Genomic DNA, 16296 nt, shown 5'->3' with positions numbered 1-16296 from the left:
AGTATTGATTTTACTGCATTTTGAATGCGTTTTCATTATTGGTAAGACCACTTTTGAAAGTTGGCACGGTATTTGCTTAATGAATAGACGAGGGACGACGGAAAGGGTTGATTACAAAATATGAAGTTAGAACACTTAATTGATCAAGCAGCAGGACAGCCTAAAAAAACTGTGGCTGTAGCAGTAGCTGAAGATCATGAAGTAATTGAAGCTGTAGCGAAAGCAATCAAGTTACAGCTAGCTCAATTTCGTCTATATGGAAATCAAGAGAAAATAATAGGGATGCTACAAGAGCATGGGTTACAAACTTCAGAACATATTGAAGTGATTGCAGCAGCGTCAAGTGCTGAGGCTGCAGAACTTTCTGTTAAATCTGTAAGCAATGGCGAAGCAGATGTGCTAATGAAGGGGAACATCCCAACAGCAAATATTTTGAAAGCTGTATTAAATAAAGAGTGGGGACTTCGTAAGGGCAGTGTGCTTTCACATGTTGCAGCGTTTGAAGTTCCAAATTACGATCGTCTTATTTTTGTTACAGACGCAGCGATGAACATTGCACCTGATGTAACACAAAAAGCTGCTATTATACAAAATACTGTAGAAGTTGCCCAGGCAATAGGAATTGATTTGCCAAAGGTAGCGCCAATTGCAGCGGTAGAGGTTGTTAATCCTGCGATGCAAGCGACAATTGATGCAGCGATGTTAACTCAAATGAATCGCCGCGGACAAATTAAAAATTGTGTCGTTGATGGACCACTTGCTTTAGATAATGCAGTATCACAAATTGCAGCAGAACATAAAGGCATAGTAAGTGATGTAGCAGGTAAGGCAGACATTTTACTCGTCCCAACGATTGAAGCTGGAAATGTGCTATATAAATCACTCGTCTATTTTGCAAATGCAAAGGTAGGAGCGATGATTGCTGGCGCTAAAGCACCGATTGTTTTAACATCACGTGCTGATTCAGCAGAAACAAAAGTATATTCATTAGCATTGGCAGTTGCGACTGCTTCAAAATAAACCAAATAGGGTAAAACAATTAGGGGGAAACGACAATGACATTAGAAATCTTCGAATACTTAGAAAAATATGATTATGAGCAAGTGGTATTTTGTCAAGATAAAGAATCTGGTTTAAAAGCAATCATTGCAATCCATGATACAACACTTGGACCAGCTCTTGGTGGAACAAGAATGTGGACATATGATTCTGAAGAAGCGGCGATTGAAGATGCATTGCGTCTTGCAAAAGGGATGACATACAAAAATGCAGCAGCTGGTTTAAACTTAGGTGGTGCAAAAACAGTAATTATCGGTGATCCACGTAAAGATAAAAGCGAAGCGATGTTCCGTGCATTAGGACGCTACATTCAAGGACTAAACGGACGTTACATTACAGCTGAAGATGTTGGTACAACAGTAGATGATATGGATATTATCCATGAGGAAACTGATTTTGTAACAGGGATTTCACCATCATTCGGTTCTTCTGGTAACCCATCTCCAGTAACTGCATACGGTGTTTACCGTGGTATGAAAGCAGCTGCAAAAGAAGCATTTGGTACAGATAACCTAGAAGGAAGAGTAATTTCTATTCAAGGTGTTGGTAACGTAGCGTATCACCTATGCAAACATTTACACGCTGAAGGAGCAAAATTAATCGTTACAGATATTAATAAAGAAGCTGTACAACGTGCAGTAGAAGAATTCGGTGCAACAGCAGTTGAGCCAAATGAAATTTACGGTGTTGAATGTGATATTTACGCACCATGTGCATTAGGCGCAACAGTTAATGATGAAACTATTCCACAACTTAAAGCAAAAGTAATCGCTGGTTCTGCAAATAACCAATTAAAAGAAGATCGTCATGGCGACCTTATTCATGAAATGGGTATTGTATACGCACCAGACTATGTTATTAATGCAGGTGGCGTAATTAACGTAGCAGACGAATTATATGGATACAATAGAGAACGTGCATTAAAACGTGTTGAGTCTATTTATGACACAATTGCAAAAGTAATCGAAATTTCAAAGCGCGATGGCATAGCAACTTATGTAGCAGCAGATCGTCTAGCTGAAGAGCGCATTGCAAGCTTGAAAAACTCTCGTAGCACATACTTACGCAACGGTCACGACATTATTAGCCGTCGCTAATCATTCATATATAACTTTTACAAAAGGTGTGGTTACCTCTTATGAGGTTTCCACTTCCTTTTAAATTTATTAGTGGAGGTAGCAACATTGTCTGTAAATCGAATTCTTGTTATTAACCCAGGTAGTACATCCACAAAGATTGGTGTTTTTGATAATGAAAGACCCGTTCTAGAAGAAACTATTCGTCATGACGTAGAACAGATTGGAAAATATAAGCGAATTATCGACCAATATGAGTTTCGTAAAGAAACGATTTTAGAAGTTCTACATTCTCATGGTATTAACATTTCAAAATTAAACGCTGTTTGTGGGCGTGGTGGATTACTTCGTCCAATCGAAGGCGGTACGTATACAGTAAACGATGCGATGTTAGAAGATTTAAAAAATGGGTTTAGTGGTCATCACGCTTCAAACCTTGGAGGCATTTTAGCATATGAAATTGCTTCTGGATTAAACATTCCTGCATTCATTGTGGATCCTGTCGTTGTAGATGAGATGGAGCCAATTGCTCGTATAAGTGGTATTGCTGGTATGGAACGCAAAAGTATCTTCCATGCATTAAATCAAAAAGCAGTTGCTCGTAAAGTGGCAGATGAATTAAATCACAAATATGAGGATTTAAATTTATTAGTTACACATATGGGCGGTGGTATTACAGTTGGTGCTCATAAAAAAGGAAAAGTTATCGATGTGAATAATGGCTTAAACGGAGAAGGACCATTTAGTCCAGAGCGTGCTGGTACAGTACCAGTAGGACAATTAGTTGAAATGTGTTTTTCTGGTGAGTATTACCGAGACGAAATGGTTAAAAAACTTGTCGGACAAGGTGGACTTGTAAGTCTTATCGGTACAAACGATGCAATTAAAGTAGAACAAATGGTTGAAAAAGGTGATCCTGAAGCAACTCTTATTTATAAAGCAATGGCGTATCAAGTTGCAAAAGAGATTGGCGGAGCTAGTGCTGTACTTCACGGGAAAATCGATGCAATCGTATTAACTGGTGGACTTGCGTACAGTAAAATTCTTGTCGATGAAATAAAAGAACGTGTTCACTGGATTGCAGATGTTATCGTACATCCAGGAGAAGATGAATTACAAGCGTTAGCAGAAGGAGCACTTCGTGTATTACGTGAAGAAGAAGCTCCAAAAGAATATATTGTACGAGAAAAACAAACAGTAGCTAGGGGTTGAGATAATGGCAAGAGAATATGATTTAGTCATCGTTGGCGGCGGTACTGGTGGATATGTTGCTGCTATTCGTGCATCACAACTAGGGTTAAAAACTGCACTTGTTGAAAAAGAAAATCTTGGTGGTACTTGTTTACACAAAGGATGTATTCCTAGTAAAGCTCTTTTACGTAGTGCGGAAGTATACGCAACTGCTAAAAAAGGAGAAGAGTTCGGAGTTATTGCAAGTAATGTAGAACTAAACTTTGCTAAAGTACAAGAGCGTAAAGAGAAGATTGTAACGCAGCTTCATAAAGGCGTTCAGCATTTAATGAAACAAGGTAAAATTGATGTGTTTGAAGGTATTGGCCGTATTCTTGGCCCATCTATTTTCTCTCCAATGCCAGGTACAATTTCAGTTGAACTTGCAAGTGGAGAAGAGAATGAAATGTTAATTCCAAAAAATGTACTTGTTGCAACAGGTTCTCGTCCAAATTCATTACCAGGATTAGAGTTAGACGGAGAGTATGTAATGTCTTCGGATCATGCCCTAAAAATGGAAACGCTTCCTAGCTCAATCATTATCGTTGGTGGCGGTGTAATTGGTATTGAGTGGGCATCTATGCTTGCTGACTTCGGTGTAGAAGTTACTGTATTAGAATATGCGAAAAACATATTACCACTAGAAGATAATGACGTTTCAAAAGAAATGCAACGTCTATTCAAGAAAAAAGGTATTAAAGTGGTAACTGGTGCAAAAGTATTACCAGAAACATTGGTAAAAGATAATGGAGTAACAATTCAAGCTGAACATAACGGTGAGAACAAAGCATTTAAAGCAGAAAAAATGCTTGTATCTGTAGGAAGACAAGCGAATACGCAAAATATGGGCTTAGAGAACACAGATATTGTTGTGGAAAAAGGATACATTCAAACAAATGAGTTTTATCAAACGAAGGAATCTCATATTTACGCAATTGGAGATGTAATCGGTGGCTTGCAACTTGCTCACGTTGCTTCTCATGAAGGAATTGTTGCAGTAGAACATATCGCTGGTAAAGAAGTTGCACCAATTGATTATTCTATGGTATCAAAATGCGTATATAGTAGTCCAGAAGTTGCTTCTGTCGGCTTAACAGAACAAGAAGCAAAAGAAAAAGGCTATAAGTTAAAAGTCGGTAAATTCTCATTCCGTGCAATCGGAAAGGCACTTGTATACGGAGAATCAGACGGTTTTGTAAAACTTGTAGTTGATGAAGAAACAAATGACATTCTCGGTGTTCATATGATCGGACCACATGTAACAGATATGATTTCTGAAGCTGGTCTTGCAAGAGTACTTGATGCAACACCTTGGGAAGTAGCACATACAATTCATCCGCATCCATCATTATCTGAGGCGATTGGTGAAGCTGCACTTGCTGTAGATGGAAGAGCGTTACACGCATAAAAATGTGGATTTAGGAGGTTATGAAAAATGGCAGAAGTAAAAGAAAAGCGCCATGAAGAGCTTGGCTTAAGTGATGAGCAAGTATTAGAAATGTTCCGTACGATGTTACTTGCACGTAAAATTGACGAACGTATGTGGTTATTAAACCGTGCAGGTAAAATTCCATTCGTAATTTCTTGTCAAGGACAAGAGGCTGCACAAGTTGGAGCGGCATTCGCTCTTGATAGAGAGAAAGATTATGCATTACCATACTACCGTGATATGGGTGTTGTACTAGCGTTTGGTATGACAGCTAAAGAGCTTATGTTGTCTGCTTTCGCAAAAGCTGGAGATCCAAACTCTGGTGGTCGTCAAATGCCTGGTCACTTCGGTCAAAAGAAAAATCGTATTGTTACAGGATCATCACCAGTAACAACGCAAGTACCACATGCAGTTGGTATTGCACTAGCTGGAAAAATGGAGAAGAAAGATTTAGTAACGTTCGTTACATTCGGAGAAGGCTCTTCAAACCAAGGTGACTTCCATGAAGGAGCAAACTTTGCTGGTGTACACAAACTACCTGTTATTTTCATGTGTGAAAATAACAAATATGCAATCTCTATTCCAGTTGAAAAACAATTAGCATGTAAAAACGTATCAGACCGTGCAATTGGTTACGGTATGCCTGGATATACAATAGACGGAAACGATCCGCTTGCAGTATATAAAGCTGTAAAAGAGGCAGCAGACCGCGGCCGTCGTGGTGAAGGCCCAACTTTAATTGAAACAGTATCATATCGTTTAACAGCACATTCTAGTGACGACGATGATCGTGTTTATCGTGATAAAGAAGAAGTAGAAGAAGCAAAGAAAAAAGATTCAATTATAACATTTGCAGCTTATTTAAAAGAAGCTGGCGTGTTAACTGAGGAATTTGAAAAACAAATGTTAGACGAAATTATGCATATCGTAAATGAAGCAACAGAATATGCAGAAAATGCTCCGTATGCAGCACCTGAAGATGCATTGAAGCACGTATACGCAGAATAGGGGGGAACGTTTCATGGCTGTAATGTCTTATATTGATGCTATTACATTAGCAATGCGCGAAGAAATGGAACGCGATGAGAAAGTATTTGTTTTAGGTGAAGATGTTGGTAAAAAAGGTGGCGTATTTAAAGCGACACACGGATTATATGATCAATTTGGTGAAGATCGTGCGCTTGATGCACCGCTTGCAGAATCTGCAATTGCTGGGGTAGCAATTGGTGCGGCAATGTATGGTATGCGTCCAATCGCTGAAATGCAGTTTGCTGATTTCATCATGCCAGCAGTAAACCAAATTGTTTCTGAGGCAGCAAAAATTCGTTATCGTTCTAATAACGATTGGACTTGTCCAGTTACAATTCGTGCGCCATTTGGCGGCGGTGTTCACGGTGCATTGTATCATTCACAATCTGTGGAAGCGATGTTTGCGAACCAACCAGGTTTAAAAATTGTTATTCCTTCTACACCATATGATGCAAAAGGCTTATTAAAAGCTGCAATTCGTGATGAAGATCCAGTATTATTCTTTGAGCATAAGCGTGCATATCGCTTAATTAAAGGTGAAGTGCCAGAAGATGACTATGTATTACCAATCGGAAAAGCAGATGTAAAACGCGAAGGTGATGATATTACTGTTATCACTTACGGATTATGTGTTCACTTTGCTCTTCAAGCAGCTGAGAAGTTAGCACAAGATGGAATCTCTGCACACATTCTTGATTTAAGAACGGTATATCCGTTAGATAAAGAAGCGATTATTGAAGCGGCTTCTAAAACAGGTAAAGTTCTTCTTGTAACAGAAGACAATAAAGAAGGAAGTATTATAAGTGAAGTGGCAGCAATTATTGCTGAAAACTGTCTGTTTGATTTAGATGCGCCAATCGCACGTCTTGCAGGTCCAGACGTTCCAGCAATGCCATATGCACCAACAATGGAAAAATTCTTTATGGTAAATCCAGATAAAGTTGAAAAAGCAATGCGTGAACTTGCGGAATTTTAATCGGGGGGACTATACATGGCTGTAGAAAATATCACAATGCCTCAGCTCGGGGAGAGCGTTACAGAGGGTACAATTAGTAAATGGCTCGTTAATGTTGGCGATCACGTAAACAAGTATGATCCGCTTGCAGAAGTAATGACTGATAAAGTAAATGCTGAAGTACCATCTTCTTTCACTGGTATTGTGAAAGAATTAATCGCTGGTGAAGGTGAGACGCTAGCTGTAGGTGAAGTAGTTTGTGTTATTCAAGTAGAAGGCGCAGATGAAGTAGCAGCGACAGCTGTTGAGGAAAAAACAAAAGAAGAACCAAAGGCAGAAGTAGCTACGCCTGAAAAAGCACCGGAAGCAAAACAACCAACTGATGGAAAACCACGTTTTTCACCAGCGGTTTTAAAACTTGCGGGCGAGCATAACGTTGATTTAGATTTAGTAGAAGGTACGGGAGCAAATGGCCGTATCACTCGTAAAGATATTTTAAAGCTAGTGGAATCTGGAAATATTCCGCAAGCAGGTGCGAAGAAAGAGGAAGCGGTAGCAGCAGTAGTAGAAGCACGTCCAGAAGCACCAAAAGCAGCGCCAGTAGCACAAAAAGTAGAAGCTGCAAAACCAGTTTCTGTACCAACAATGCCTGGCGATATCGAAATTCCAGTAACAGGTGTGCGTAAAGCAATTGCAGCGAACATGTTACGTAGTAAACACGAAGCGCCACATGCTTGGATGATGATTGAAGTAGATGTGACAAACCTTGTGTCATACCGTAATTCAATTAAAGGTGATTTCAAAAAGCGCGAAGGCTTTAATTTAACGTTCTTTGCTTTCTTCGTAAAAGCAGTAGCGCAAGCGTTAAAAGAGTATCCTCAAATCAATTCAATGTGGGCTGGCGATAAGATCGTTCAGAAGAAAGATATTAACCTTTCTATCGCTGTTGCAACAGAGGATGAACTATTTGTACCAGTAATTAAACACGCGGACGAGAAGACGATTAAAGGTATCGCTCGTGAAATTACAGAGCTTGCAGGAAAAGTACGTACGAAATCGTTAAAAGCGGACGAAATGCAAGGCGGAACATTTACAATTAATAACACAGGGTCATTCGGTTCTGTTCAATCTATGGGTATTATTAATTACCCACAAGCGGCTATTTTACAAGTTGAATCAATTGTAAAACGCCCAGTAATTATGGATAACGGTATGTTCGGTGCTCGCGACATGGTTAACTTATGTTTATCACTTGACCACCGTGTACTAGATGGCCTAATTTGTGGTAAGTTCTTAGGACGTGTAAAAGAAATTCTAGAAAATACGTCAGAAAATAATACATCTGTATATTAATAAAAAGCTCGCTTATGCGAGCTTTTTATCATCTTATTTCTTCATTTGCATCCTACTATATGTACAACACTTTTCCCGGCAATCTTACAATGAACGAGTATGTATTAGAAATTTACGAAAATACATTGCTGATATATGGTATATAGATATAAAATAAGAAAAGAATAATTTTTTTGGCAAATCTTACTGACGAAACTGTAGTATAATATATTGTATTGTATGAAAAAGAGGGTTATTCTATATAAGTGTTTTATAGATAATGTGTAATCAGTCGTCAAAACATGAAGAATGTTGACTCCTGGTTTTTTATTTTGCTGTAACAATGTTTCAGGAGGATGTCATGAAAAGAAGTACCGAGTTTCTAAAAAGTTTAGATGTAAAATTAATATTAATTTTGTTAGCATTATGTGTTACGAGTATAGCTGCTATATATAGCAGTCAGCAAACTGGCCAATATGGAGAGGCAAACTTTGCGATGAAACAGGGTTTGAACTACATAATTGGAGTTGTATTGTTATTGCTTGTTGCAAGCATCGACTTAGATCAATTACAAAAATTGTCTTGGCCACTTTATATCGTCGGATTTGGTTCACTTATTCTTTTGAAAATACTACCGGTTTCCACTTTCACACCTGAAAAATTAGGTGCAAAAAGATGGTTTGTATTTCCGTTAGTTGGACAAATTCAACCATCTGAGTTTTTCAAAATTTCATTGCTTCTCGTAGTAGCAAGTATAGCAGTGAAACATAATGCACAGTATATGGCAAGGACATTCCAAACGGATTTACAATTAGTAGGTAAAATTGTGCTTGTATCCCTTCCGCCCATGGCTGTTGTATATAGCCAACCGGATACAGGGATGGTGTTCTTATATGCTGCTGCAATTGCATGTATTTTATTTATGTCAGGTATTCAGAAGAAATTGATAGCGTTATGTACAGTTATTCCAGTCACCATATTATCGGCGTTAATATTTATTTACGTAAGGTATGAGGATTTCTTCTTTAATAAGTTAGTTACGTTACTAAAACCTCACCAACAATCACGTATTTTAGGTTGGTTAGATCCATTTGAACATACAGATCAAGGTTATCAAACACAGCAATCGATTTTAGCTGTAGGTAGTGGTGGTATGGAAGGGAAAGGATTTGGCGAAGGGAACGTCTATATCCCTGAGAAGCATACTGACTTTATTTTCGCTACAATTGCCGAAGAAGGTGGATTTATCGTAGCCGCGTTAGTTGTGTTCTTGTTCCTATTACTGCTATATCGAACAATTATTATCGGTTATTCTGCTGATAATTTATTCGGTACATTATTATGTGCTGGGTCTATTGGTATATTAACAGTTCAAATATTCCAAAATATTGGTATGATCGTCGGATTAATGCCTGTAAAAGGGATTGCATTACCTTTCTTATCGTATGGGGGAAGTTCCTTATTCTCGAATATGATTATGATGGGGCTCATATTGTCCGTACGGAAAACGTATAAAAAATATATGTTTTCAGTTAAGTAAAAAAGCTAGTTCGTGTAAAAACGAACTAGCTTTTTTACATATATGCTCTTAAACGTTGCAAACTAAAACAAAGTAGCAGTTTGAGACGGGTAAGGAGTGCAAAGTGATGCATATGCATATTTTTGAAGGGGCACGGCATCTTTCTAATAGTGAATGGGTTATTCGGGCTATCATAGCATACATATTTTTAATATTAGTTGCGAAAGCGATGGGGCAAAGGTCCATCGCGCAACTTCGTTTTTTAGATGTTGTATTAGTATTATTGCTTGGTGGGAATATTTCTAACGCATTATCTGATGAAAAAGTGGGGTTACTCGGCTCGATGATTACAACGTTCATACTCGTTGTACTTCACATTATAAGCTCAGTCTTAATGTTGAAATGGGATAGATGGAGACGCTTTTTAGAGCCAGCACCTATTATTCTTATACACAATGGCTCCATTGATTTTAGCAATTTGAAAAAAGCGAGAATTACGGTGGAATATTTATTTTCGGAACTTCGTATGCGAAATGTGAGCGATATTCAAACGATTAAATTAGCATTGTGGGAAGCGAATGGTGTTGTTTCTATATTTCGGTATCCAGAATATGAAGCAGTTTCGCGGCTTGATCTGAAAGTGGCGGGAAGAAGATCTCCAGTTTCTTTTGTATTAGTAAAGGATGGGAGGATTCAGCAAGATGTTCTAGCTTTAGTAGGGAAAACAGAAGAGTGGGCGAGAGAATTTCTAGAGAAGAGTGCAGAAGTCGAATCCATTATGTTAGCTACAGTAGATGAAGCGCATAAAATAAATATTTTGTTAAAAAAATGAAAAATATACGCATTTTGTCGTTTCATACATATGATACAATAGTGTGGACAACGTAAAAATGGGAGGTGTTTCCATGGGATATGTAGAGGAATTACGAAAAATAGTTGGTCATCGCCCTTTAATTTTAGTTGGTGCTGTTGTACTCGTTATAAATGAAAGTGGATATGTATTATTACAGCAAAGAACAGAGCCTTACGGAAAATGGGGGTTGCCTGGCGGGCTAATGGAGCTTGGTGAATCACCAGAAGAAACAGCTTACCGTGAAGTATATGAAGAGACAGGAATAGAAGTAAAGAACCTCCGATTAATCAATGTATTTTCTGGAGCGAACTATTTTTCAAAATTAACAAACGGTGATGAGTTTCAATCCGTAACGACAGCCTATTATACCGATGAATACGAAGGGAATTTTGTTATGAATAAAGAAGAAGCGGTTCAGCTTACATTCTTCCCACTAACAGAACTACCTGACTATATTGTAGGATCGCATAAAAAAATGATTGGTGAATATATGAAAATTATGGAAAAGTGACAAAAAGGTGTTAGAGCAAGGGCTCTAACACCTTTTCTATGCCTAAATACAAGTAAACTTACTTGTATTTCATAAACATTAACTGGTAAGATACAAATAGGTAGAATTAGAGGAGGGAAAAGATTGATTAACTTTAACTTTTTTATGAATGATGTTGTCCGTCAAGCGCGTGAAGAGATTGTCTCTGCGGGATATACAGAATTGACGACACCAGAAGCAGTCGAAGAAGCATTTAAAAGAAATGGTACAACACTTGTAATGGTAAACTCTGTATGTGGTTGTGCAGGTGGCATTGCTCGTCCTGCTGCTGCACATTCCGTACATTATGATAAACGTCCTAACCACCTTGTAACGGTATTTGCGGGTCAAGATAAAGAAGCAACAGCAAGAGCTCGTGAATATTTTGAAGGATATCCACCTTCATCTCCATCATTTGCGTTATTGAAAGATGGAAAAATTGTAACGATGGTAGAACGTCATGAAATTGAAGGTCATGAACCAATGCAAGTAATTGCAAAACTACAATCTTATTTCGAAGATAATTGCGAAGAACTATAAGGAAGAGAAAAAGGCGGTACGTCCACAATCAAGTGGGTGTACCGCCTTTTTTATTTAGTTTTTAAAATAATTAAACATGCAGGAAGTTGTTATTTTATACATGTTTTTATGCATTAACAACAGCTTTAATACTGTTTTTATATTTATTTTTATTTTATATATTGCATAAAAATTAAAGTGCTGATACAATACAAACATCGAATAAATATTCTATTAAACTTTTAAATATACATTATTAGGGGGAAGAAAGATGAAAAAGTTATTATCAATATCGTTTGCACTTATTTTAATTGTAAGTATGTTCAGTGCTTGTAGTAATGGGGAAGAAAAGGCTACGGGAAAAAATAAAAAAGTACTCGTTATGGGGACTTCAGCAGACTATAAACCGTATGAATACGTGGAAGCTTCAAAAAGTGATGAAATTATCGGCTTTGATGTTGATATTGCCAAATATATCGGAAAAGAACTTGGATACGAAGTGAAAGTGAAAGACATGGATTTCGGCGGATTATTAGCATCTCTTAATTCAGGAAAAGTTGATTTCGTTATGGCAGGTATGACGCCAACTGCAGAGCGTAAAAATAATGCTGATTTCACAGATATTTATTTTGTTGCTAAAAATATGATCGTTTCAAAAAACGGCTCTAATATTAAATCGTTAGAAGCTTTAAAAGGGAAAAAAGTAGGGGTACAAACAGGGTCAATTCAAGAAGAAAAGGCAAAAGAATTTCAGAAACAAGTCGATTTCAAAGCTGAGGGACGTGACCGTATACCAGAAATCGTACAAGAAATTAAAGCTGGTCGTTTTGACGCTGCAATTATAGAAGACACAGTTGCAAAAAATTATTTAGAAAAAATGAAAGAACTACAAGGAATTGAAATTCAAGAAGCACCAGAAGAAGTAGGTGCAGCAATTGCTCTTCCGAAAAATAGTGATAAAACAGAAGAATTTAATAAAGTAATTAAGAAAATGCAAGAAAATGGAGAAATGGATAAATTAGTGAAGAAATGGTTTGGCAGCGGAAAATAAGCTGCCTTTCACTTTTCTGTGAGGGGAATGAAAAGGATGAATCTAGATTTTTCGGCAATTACGCCTTCAATACCATATATATTAAAGGGATTAGAAGTTACATTGAAAATTGTAGCTGCATCAGCTGTGGTAGGATTTATTTTAGGAACGTTATTAGCACTTTGCAAAATTGCTAGAATACGAGTATTAAATATTGCAGCAGATATTTATACGTCAATATTTCGTGGCACACCGCTAGTATTACAATTAATGATTATTTATTTCGGTGTTCCGCAAATGATGGGTTATGAGATACCGGCCTTTTTAGCAGCTGTACTTGCATTTAGCTTAAATTCAGGTGCATATATGTCAGAAGTAATTCGTGCCGGCATTCAAGCAGTCGATAAAGGACAAACAGAAGCAGCAATGGCTTTAGGTATTCCGTACAGTAAAATGATGAGAAATATTATTTTTCCTCAAGCTTTAAAAAATATATTACCAGCGCTTGTGAATGAGTTTGCGACACTTACGAAAGAGTCGGCTGTAGTAACCGTAATAGGAGCGACTGATTTAATGCGCCGTGCTTATATTGTAGGTGGTGAAACATTTAAATATCTTGAGCCATTACTTTTTGTTGGACTTATTTATTATATATTAGTAATTATTCTTACATTAGTCGGGAAAGCCATTGAAGGGAGAATGAAGAAAAGTGATTAAAATTGACAACCTTCATAAATCATTTGGGAAAAATGAAGTATTAAAAGGAATTACAACAACGATTGAGAAAGGAGAGGTTGTTGCAATTATTGGACCGTCTGGATCTGGAAAGTCAACGTTTTTACGCTGTATGAATGTATTGGAAGCGCCGACAGATGGTCACATTTGGATTGGAACGGAAGAAGTAACGAATCCGAAAACAAATATTATGCACGTTCGTGAAAATGTCGGAATGGTATTTCAACATTTTCACTTATTCCCTCATATGACTGTATTAGAAAATATTACGTATGCTCCTATCAATGTAAAAGAAGTAACGAAGCAAGAAGCTGAAAAAAAAGCTGAGAAACTTCTAGAAAAAGTGGGGTTATTAGATAAGAAAGATGCATATCCAAATCGTCTTTCAGGAGGACAAAAGCAACGTGTAGCAATTGCAAGAGCGTTAGCGATGGAACCGGAGGTTATGTTATTTGATGAACCTACCTCTGCGCTAGATCCAGAAATGGTGAAAGAAGTGTTAGAAGTTATGAAATCATTAGTTACGACAGGAATGACGATGGCAATCGTTACACATGAAATGGGATTTGCAAAAGAAGTAGCAGACCGTGTTCTCTTTTTAGATGGTGGAAAGCTCGTAGAAGATAGTAATCCGGAAGAGTTTTTTACAGCACCAAAAAGTGACCGTGCAAAAGAATTTTTGCAAAAGATATTGTAATATGTGAAGGGTACGTGAATAATAGGTAGAAAAGGATGACATTGCGTCATCCTTTTTTTATACTAACTGTAAATACGTTTATACATATAGGAGTAATGATATGTTTAAAATTGGATATAGAACAGTGAAAACAGCGCTTGGAACGGGAGCGGCAGTTTTTATTGCTCAGTTATTAGGATTAGAATTTTATAGTTCAGCTGGTATTTTAGTCATTTTATGTGTGCAAAATACGAAACGAAAATCCGTTCAAGTATCGTTGCACCGTTTTTTAGCTTGTGTATTATCGATGGTATTTGCGTTTTGTATTTTTGAAACGATTGGTTATACACCACTTGCGATTAGCGTATTACTGCTTACCTTTATTCCAACTGCAGTTATGTGCAAAATTCAAGAAGGGATTGTCACGAGTTCGGTTATCGTTATGCATCTGTATTCATTAAAGCAAATTACATGGTCTATAGTTGGTAATGAAATTGCTATATTAACGATTGGAATTAGTGTCGCTTTATTAGTAAACATGTACATGCCAAGCAGTGAGAATAAACTGAAAGAGTATCAAGGAAAAATAGAAGAGCATTTCAGAACGATTTTGTTTGAAATGGTCGTTTATTTACGGAATCGAGATAGTAATTGGAGTGGGGCCGAATTAATTGAAACAGAAATGATGCTGAAAGAAGCGAAAGATTTATCATTTAAAAAACTTGAGAATGAATTTATGCGTGAAGATGACTATTATTATCGGTATTTTGATATGCGTATGCAACAATTTGAAATTTTGGAGCGCATGATACCATTAGCTGCATCACTATCTTGGACGTATGAACAAGCTGATATGATTGCAGACGTAATTGAAAATATAGGGAATTCTATTCGACCTGAAAGTACAGGGGTCATTTCGTTAAGACAACTTCAAGAAATGCGAGAAGTATTTAGAGAAATGCCTTTACCAGTCTCGCGAGAAGAATTTGAAATACGTGCAAAACTTGTTCAACTTGTTTATGAGATGGAGCAATATTTACTCATTAAAAGTCGTTTTAAGGGAAAGGATAATATAAAAGAACTTATTTAGAAGGTAGGAACTATATATGCCGTATCTTCTTTCTTTATTATTATGTCTTTCTCTATCACCGATCTGGCCTCTTGGTGATAACCCACGTGCTGGAGATCCTTTTATAATTGTAAATAAAGCAACGAATAAACTAGCTTACATCGATGATGGGAAGATTCAAAAGGTTTTTCCAGTAGCGACAGGGAAAACAAATGAATTAACCCCAGAAGGAACCTTTGACATTGTATTGAAGGCGAAGGATCCCTATTATATTGCGAAGGATATTCCTGGGGGCTCTCCCAAAAATCCACTTGGATCGAGATGGATGGGATTTAATGCAAGAGGCACGGATGGAAGTAAGTATGGGATACACGGGACAAACCAACCTAGTTCAATTGGAAAATATATTTCGCAAGGATGTATAAGAATGAAGAAACATGATGTGGAATATTTGTTTGATCGTATTCCAATTGGAACGAAAGTATCGATTGTGAAATCGAAAAAAACATTTCAGCAATTGGCGAAGGAAAAAGGGGCCATAGTATTTGGAAAAGTCAACGAAACGGTTGGCTTTTTCTTTTATTATAAGTTGTCTTGACATGTGTACATAACCATGCGTTAATGAGAATATATAAAGATAATTGAGTAAAGGGGTTGCTCATATGTATTTAAATCCAAAAATTTCTTACATGCAGTTTTGTGTTGGTTTTCTATTTGTTATTACATTCATATTGGCAACTTTTAATATATGTTCTTACGTTGTAGCGATCGTATTTATGGCATTACTCAATCTTACTTTTGTTATTGGGGCATTTCAGCAGAAACAATATACAAGTTTTGTAATAGCACTTGTAATGGCCTTTTCCTTTAGCATTGTAGCAATTGTAATATATATAAAATAAAATGTTCATTACAAGATAGACTATCTCGATTTCGAGATGGTCTATTTTGTATGTGTAAGCAGTAAAAAAAGGACGAGTGAATCGTCCTTTTTACCAAAACATACTTGCGCCAGTAAGTAATGTTGTTACAAGCATAGAAATTAGCATTATATAAACCATAATTTTTTGAGCTTTTTTATGCATCGTTAAACCTCCTTGCAAATCAGTACAATTTCATTGTAACGAGAAATGAAATTGTGGACAAGGGGAGAGAAAGGACAAAATTCGGGAAGGGGGTGCAAAATATTACAGGAAATTTGAGCATACGTAGAGAATATGTTAAAAGATAGATTATTAATTTTTTTTTATGCAAGC

General features: G+C 37.1%; 18 protein-coding genes. 17 read left to right on the top strand and 1 reads right to left on the bottom strand.

What is annotated here, in order from left to right; translation table 11 throughout:
• Nucleotides 1-120 precede the first annotated feature (120 nt).
• The 17 genes from yqiS to MKY90_RS21125 all read left to right on the top strand — a co-directional run bounded on the left by yqiS (nt 121) and on the right by MKY90_RS21125 (nt 15942).
• A complete protein-coding gene (gene yqiS / locus MKY90_RS21205) occupies nt 121-1020 on the top strand; it encodes a phosphate butyryltransferase (RefSeq protein WP_002033959.1) in 900 nt (299 codons plus the stop codon).
• A gap of 35 nt (nt 1021-1055) precedes the next feature.
• Nucleotides 1056-2156: a leucine dehydrogenase gene (locus MKY90_RS21200; protein WP_002015088.1), complete on the top strand. Its 1101-nt coding sequence runs from the start codon at nt 1056-1058 to the stop codon at nt 2154-2156.
• Between the two features lie 87 nt (nt 2157-2243).
• A complete protein-coding gene (buk, locus tag MKY90_RS21195; protein ID WP_002088555.1) occupies nt 2244-3347 on the top strand; it encodes a butyrate kinase in 1104 nt (367 codons plus the stop codon).
• A gap of 4 nt (nt 3348-3351) precedes the next feature.
• Nucleotides 3352-4773: a dihydrolipoyl dehydrogenase gene (gene lpdA, locus MKY90_RS21190; RefSeq protein WP_002015090.1), complete on the top strand. Its 1422-nt coding sequence runs from the start codon at nt 3352-3354 to the stop codon at nt 4771-4773.
• A 27-nt stretch (nt 4774-4800) separates the two neighbouring features.
• Nucleotides 4801-5802, top strand: a complete 1002-nt coding sequence (gene bfmBAA / locus MKY90_RS21185) for a 3-methyl-2-oxobutanoate dehydrogenase subunit alpha (protein WP_000852549.1) — start codon at nt 4801-4803, stop codon at nt 5800-5802.
• Between the two features lie 13 nt (nt 5803-5815).
• Nucleotides 5816-6799, top strand: a complete 984-nt coding sequence (bfmBAB, locus tag MKY90_RS21180) for a 3-methyl-2-oxobutanoate dehydrogenase subunit beta (RefSeq protein ID WP_000290070.1) — start codon at nt 5816-5818, stop codon at nt 6797-6799.
• A 15-nt stretch (nt 6800-6814) separates the two neighbouring features.
• Entirely contained in the window at nt 6815-8131 is a 1317-nt protein-coding gene (locus MKY90_RS21175) for a dihydrolipoamide acetyltransferase family protein (protein WP_098167374.1), read from the top strand.
• 340 nt (nt 8132-8471) lie between these two features.
• Nucleotides 8472-9650 carry an FtsW/RodA/SpoVE family cell cycle protein gene (locus MKY90_RS21170; protein WP_000831201.1) on the top strand — a complete coding sequence of 393 codons (1179 nt, stop codon included), beginning with the start codon at nt 8472-8474 and terminating at the stop codon, nt 9648-9650.
• A gap of 106 nt (nt 9651-9756) precedes the next feature.
• The gene (locus MKY90_RS21165; protein ID WP_061674762.1) at nt 9757-10461 is read left to right on the top strand and encodes a DUF421 domain-containing protein; all 705 of its coding nucleotides are present in this window, start codon (nt 9757-9759) and stop codon (nt 10459-10461) included.
• A 73-nt stretch (nt 10462-10534) separates the two neighbouring features.
• The gene (locus MKY90_RS21160) at nt 10535-10993 is read left to right on the top strand and encodes an NUDIX hydrolase (RefSeq protein WP_078184419.1); all 459 of its coding nucleotides are present in this window, start codon (nt 10535-10537) and stop codon (nt 10991-10993) included.
• A 144-nt stretch (nt 10994-11137) separates the two neighbouring features.
• On the top strand, nt 11138-11551 hold the full coding sequence (locus MKY90_RS21155; protein ID WP_002015097.1) for a BrxA/BrxB family bacilliredoxin: 414 nt from the start codon (nt 11138-11140) through the stop codon (nt 11549-11551).
• Between the two features lie 250 nt (nt 11552-11801).
• Complete coding sequence (locus tag MKY90_RS21150; protein ID WP_341092474.1) at nt 11802-12581, top strand: transporter substrate-binding domain-containing protein; 780 nt, start codon at nt 11802-11804, stop codon at nt 12579-12581.
• Nucleotides 12582-12617: 36 nt separating this feature from the next.
• On the top strand, nt 12618-13277 hold the full coding sequence (locus MKY90_RS21145; RefSeq protein ID WP_002067073.1) for an amino acid ABC transporter permease: 660 nt from the start codon (nt 12618-12620) through the stop codon (nt 13275-13277).
• Nucleotides 13270-13992 carry an amino acid ABC transporter ATP-binding protein gene (locus MKY90_RS21140; protein ID WP_002088545.1) on the top strand — a complete coding sequence of 241 codons (723 nt, stop codon included), beginning with the start codon at nt 13270-13272 and terminating at the stop codon, nt 13990-13992. Before MKY90_RS21145 ends, MKY90_RS21140 begins: the two co-directional genes overlap by 8 nt.
• A 100-nt stretch (nt 13993-14092) precedes the next feature.
• Nucleotides 14093-15061, top strand: coding sequence for an aromatic acid exporter family protein (locus MKY90_RS21135; RefSeq protein ID WP_002033971.1), 969 nt, complete (start codon nt 14093-14095; stop codon nt 15059-15061).
• Nucleotides 15062-15077: 16 nt separating this feature from the next.
• Complete coding sequence (locus MKY90_RS21130) at nt 15078-15638, top strand: L,D-transpeptidase (RefSeq protein ID WP_002015103.1); 561 nt, start codon at nt 15078-15080, stop codon at nt 15636-15638.
• A 64-nt stretch (nt 15639-15702) separates the two neighbouring features.
• Complete coding sequence (locus MKY90_RS21125) at nt 15703-15942, top strand: DUF3894 domain-containing protein (RefSeq protein WP_002088543.1); 240 nt, start codon at nt 15703-15705, stop codon at nt 15940-15942.
• Nucleotides 15943-16032: 90 nt separating this feature from the next.
• On the opposite strand, the gene prli42 is transcribed toward MKY90_RS21125, so the two are convergent.
• Nucleotides 16033-16125: a stressosome-associated protein Prli42 gene (prli42, locus tag MKY90_RS21120; RefSeq protein ID WP_000549036.1), complete on the bottom strand. Its 93-nt coding sequence runs from the start codon at nt 16123-16125 to the stop codon at nt 16033-16035.
• Nucleotides 16126-16296 lie beyond the last annotated feature (171 nt).

It is taken from the genome of Bacillus sp. FSL P2-0099 (genome assembly GCF_038007445.1).
Classification (GTDB): Bacteria; Bacillota; Bacilli; order Bacillales; family Bacillaceae_G; genus Bacillus_A; species Bacillus_A mycoides.
This window is presented reverse-complemented; position numbering and strand designations above follow the sequence as displayed.

Coding starts and splice junctions, on each gene's coding strand:
- MKY90_RS21165 (WP_061674762.1), top strand. CDS start 9,757: ATGCATATGCATATTTTTGAAGGGGCACGGCATCTTTCTAATAGTGAA.
- prli42 (WP_000549036.1), bottom strand. CDS start 16,125: ATGCATAAAAAAGCTCAAAAAATTATGGTTTATATAATGCTAATTTCT.
- MKY90_RS21145 (WP_002067073.1), top strand. CDS start 12,618: ATGAATCTAGATTTTTCGGCAATTACGCCTTCAATACCATATATATTA.
- MKY90_RS21155 (WP_002015097.1), top strand. CDS start 11,138: ATGAATGATGTTGTCCGTCAAGCGCGTGAAGAGATTGTCTCTGCGGGA.
- MKY90_RS21170 (WP_000831201.1), top strand. CDS start 8,472: ATGAAAAGAAGTACCGAGTTTCTAAAAAGTTTAGATGTAAAATTAATA.
- MKY90_RS21135 (WP_002033971.1), top strand. CDS start 14,093: ATGTTTAAAATTGGATATAGAACAGTGAAAACAGCGCTTGGAACGGGA.
- bfmBAA (WP_000852549.1), top strand. CDS start 4,801: ATGGCAGAAGTAAAAGAAAAGCGCCATGAAGAGCTTGGCTTAAGTGAT.
- yqiS (WP_002033959.1), top strand. CDS start 121: ATGAAGTTAGAACACTTAATTGATCAAGCAGCAGGACAGCCTAAAAAA.
- MKY90_RS21130 (WP_002015103.1), top strand. CDS start 15,078: ATGCCGTATCTTCTTTCTTTATTATTATGTCTTTCTCTATCACCGATC.
- lpdA (WP_002015090.1), top strand. CDS start 3,352: ATGGCAAGAGAATATGATTTAGTCATCGTTGGCGGCGGTACTGGTGGA.
- MKY90_RS21125 (WP_002088543.1), top strand. CDS start 15,703: ATGTATTTAAATCCAAAAATTTCTTACATGCAGTTTTGTGTTGGTTTT.
- MKY90_RS21160 (WP_078184419.1), top strand. CDS start 10,535: ATGGGATATGTAGAGGAATTACGAAAAATAGTTGGTCATCGCCCTTTA.
- bfmBAB (WP_000290070.1), top strand. CDS start 5,816: ATGGCTGTAATGTCTTATATTGATGCTATTACATTAGCAATGCGCGAA.
- MKY90_RS21200 (WP_002015088.1), top strand. CDS start 1,056: ATGACATTAGAAATCTTCGAATACTTAGAAAAATATGATTATGAGCAA.
- MKY90_RS21150 (WP_341092474.1), top strand. CDS start 11,802: ATGAAAAAGTTATTATCAATATCGTTTGCACTTATTTTAATTGTAAGT.
- MKY90_RS21175 (WP_098167374.1), top strand. CDS start 6,815: ATGGCTGTAGAAAATATCACAATGCCTCAGCTCGGGGAGAGCGTTACA.